The sequence below is a fragment of the Streptococcus mitis genome, from assembly GCF_001074635.1.
Lineage (GTDB): Bacteria > Bacillota > Bacilli > Lactobacillales > Streptococcaceae > Streptococcus > Streptococcus mitis_E.
This window is the reverse complement of record NZ_JUQO01000205.1, coordinates 1-2,257: the sequence shown is the minus strand read 5'-3', so window position 1 is coordinate 2,257 and position 2,257 is coordinate 1. Positions and strand designations below refer to the sequence as shown.

Below are 2,257 nucleotides of genomic sequence, written 5' to 3'. Positions count from 1 at the left end.
TTGAGTACGGCAAGGTGAAGCTGACGTGGTTTGAATTTGATTTTCGAAGAGTATAAAGTCAATTACAATATACTAGAACAAGCCTAGGACAGTTCCGTCACTTTCAACATCCATATTGAGAGCTGCTGGTCGTTTTGGAAGTCCTGGCATGGTCATGACATCACCAGTTAAGGCAACGATAAAGCCTGCACCTAATTTTGGCACCAATTCGCGAATGGTAATTTCAAAGTTTTCAGGTGCTCCAAGTGCATTTGGATTATCTGAGAAACTATATTGAGTTTTTGCCATACAGATTGGCAATTTGTCCCAACCATTTTGAACAATTTGAGCGATTTGCGTTTGAGCTTTCTTTTCGAAGTTTACTTTTGAACCACGGTAGATTTCAGTAACAATCTTTTCAATCTTTTCTTGGACAGAAAGGTCATTGTCATACAAACGTTTATAGTTAGATGGGTTTTCAGCAATAGTCTTAACCACCGTTTCAGCAAGAGCTACTCCACCTTCTGCACCATCAGCCCAGACACTTGCTAACTCAACTGGCACATCAATTGAAGCACAAAGTTCTTTCAAGGCTGCAATTTCAGCTTCTGTATCAGATACAAACTCGTTAATTGCCACAACAGCTGGAATACCGAACTTACGGATATTTTCAACGTGGCGTTTCAAGTTAGCAAAACCGGCACGAACTGCCTCCACATTTTCCTCTGTCAGAGCGTCTTTAGCCACGCCACCATTCATCTTAAGGGCACGAAGGGTTGCTACAATAACTACTGCATCTGGAGATGTTGGCAAGTTTGGTGTCTTAATATCAAGGAATTTCTCAGCACCAAGGTCTGCACCAAAACCAGCTTCAGTAACTGTGTAATCAGCCAAGTGAAGGGCTGTTGTAGTTGCCAAGACAGAGTTACATCCGTGAGCAATATTGGCAAATGGACCACCGTGCACAAAGGCAGGTGTTCCGTAAATTGTCTGAACCAGGTTCGGCTTAATCGCATCCTTCAAAATCAAAGCTAAGGCACCTTCAACCTGCAAATCACCTACAGAAACTGGTGTACGGTCGTAACGATAACCAATAACAATATTAGCCAAACGGCGTTTCAAGTCCTCGATGTCTGTTGCCAAGCAAAGAATTGCCATGATCTCTGAAGCAACTGTAATGTCAAAGCCATCCTCACGTGGAATACCATTTAGAGGGCCACCAAGCCCAACTGTTACATGGCGAAGAGCACGGTCGTTCAAGTCCACAACACGTTTCCAAAGGATACGACGTTGGTCAATTCCCAACTCATTCCCTTGGTGCAAGTGGTTGTCAATCAAGGCAGAAAGCGCATTGTTGGCAGTTGTGATAGCATGCATGTCTCCAGTGAAGTGGAGATTAATATCTTCCATTGGCAGAACTTGTGCATAACCACCACCTGCCGCACCACCCTTAATTCCCATTACTGGACCAAGAGATGGTTCGCGAATAGCAATCATCGTTTTCTTGCCAATCTTGTTCAAGGCATCTGCAAGACCAATGGTAATAGTTGATTTTCCTTCACCCGCAGGTGTTGGGTTGATGGCAGTAACCAGAATCAATTTTCCAACTGGATTGCTCTCAACTGCACGAATTTTATCAAAGCTGAGCTTAGCCTTGTACTTTCCGTACAACTCCAAATCGTCGTAAGAAATACCAAGTTTCTCTACAACATCAACGATTGGCTTCAACTCAACACTCTGTGCGATTTCAATATCTGTTTTCATTCAAAACTCCTCTAACCTCTTATATGATAATTCATTATAACACAAAACAAGATTTTTAACATCCTAAAACTCTCTAAACGTTCGTAAATATCCCTGTTTTTAAGGTTTTTAGAGTCCTTTCTTAAATTTTATATGGCTTTATAGTTTAAAACTATATTCTTTCCTTTTACCAAATTTTTATCACTTTCATTTTACTTACCGTTTATTTTTGTGTACAATAGTGCTATGAAAATTTTAGTTACATCGGGCGGTACCAGTGAAGCTATCGATAGCGTCCGCTCTATCACTAACCATTCTACAGGACGCTTGGGGAAAATCATCACAGAAACCTTGCTTGCTGCAGGGCATGAAGTTTGTTTGATAACAACAAAACGAGCTCTGAAGCCAGAAGCCCATCCCAACCTAAGCATTCGAGAAATTAACAATACAAACGACCTTCTCCTTGAAATGCAAGAACGTGTTCAGGATTATCAAGTCTTGATTCACTCAATGGCAGTATCCGACTACACTCCTG

2 protein-coding genes are annotated in these 2,257 nt (G+C 41.5%); one reads left to right on the top strand and one right to left on the bottom strand.

Annotation, left to right across the window (positions count from 1 at the left end):
* Positions 1-72: 72 nt before the first annotated feature.
* Positions 73-1,743 (bottom strand): formate--tetrahydrofolate ligase, encoded by a 1,671-nt coding sequence (locus ADI58_RS08815; RefSeq protein ID WP_049522283.1) that lies wholly within the window; start codon positions 1,741-1,743, stop codon positions 73-75.
* A gap of 225 nt (positions 1,744-1,968) precedes the next feature.
* On the opposite strand from ADI58_RS08815, the gene ADI58_RS08810 reads away from it, so the two are divergent.
* The coding region (locus tag ADI58_RS08810) for a phosphopantothenoylcysteine decarboxylase domain-containing protein (protein WP_049522281.1) at positions 1,969-2,257 on the top strand (289 nt) is incomplete at its 3' end.

Excerpts from the sequence above, each read along its gene's own strand:
- ADI58_RS08815 (WP_049522283.1), bottom strand. The coding sequence starts at position 1,743 with ATGAAAACAGATATTGAAATCGCACAGAGTGTTGAGTTGAAGCCAATC.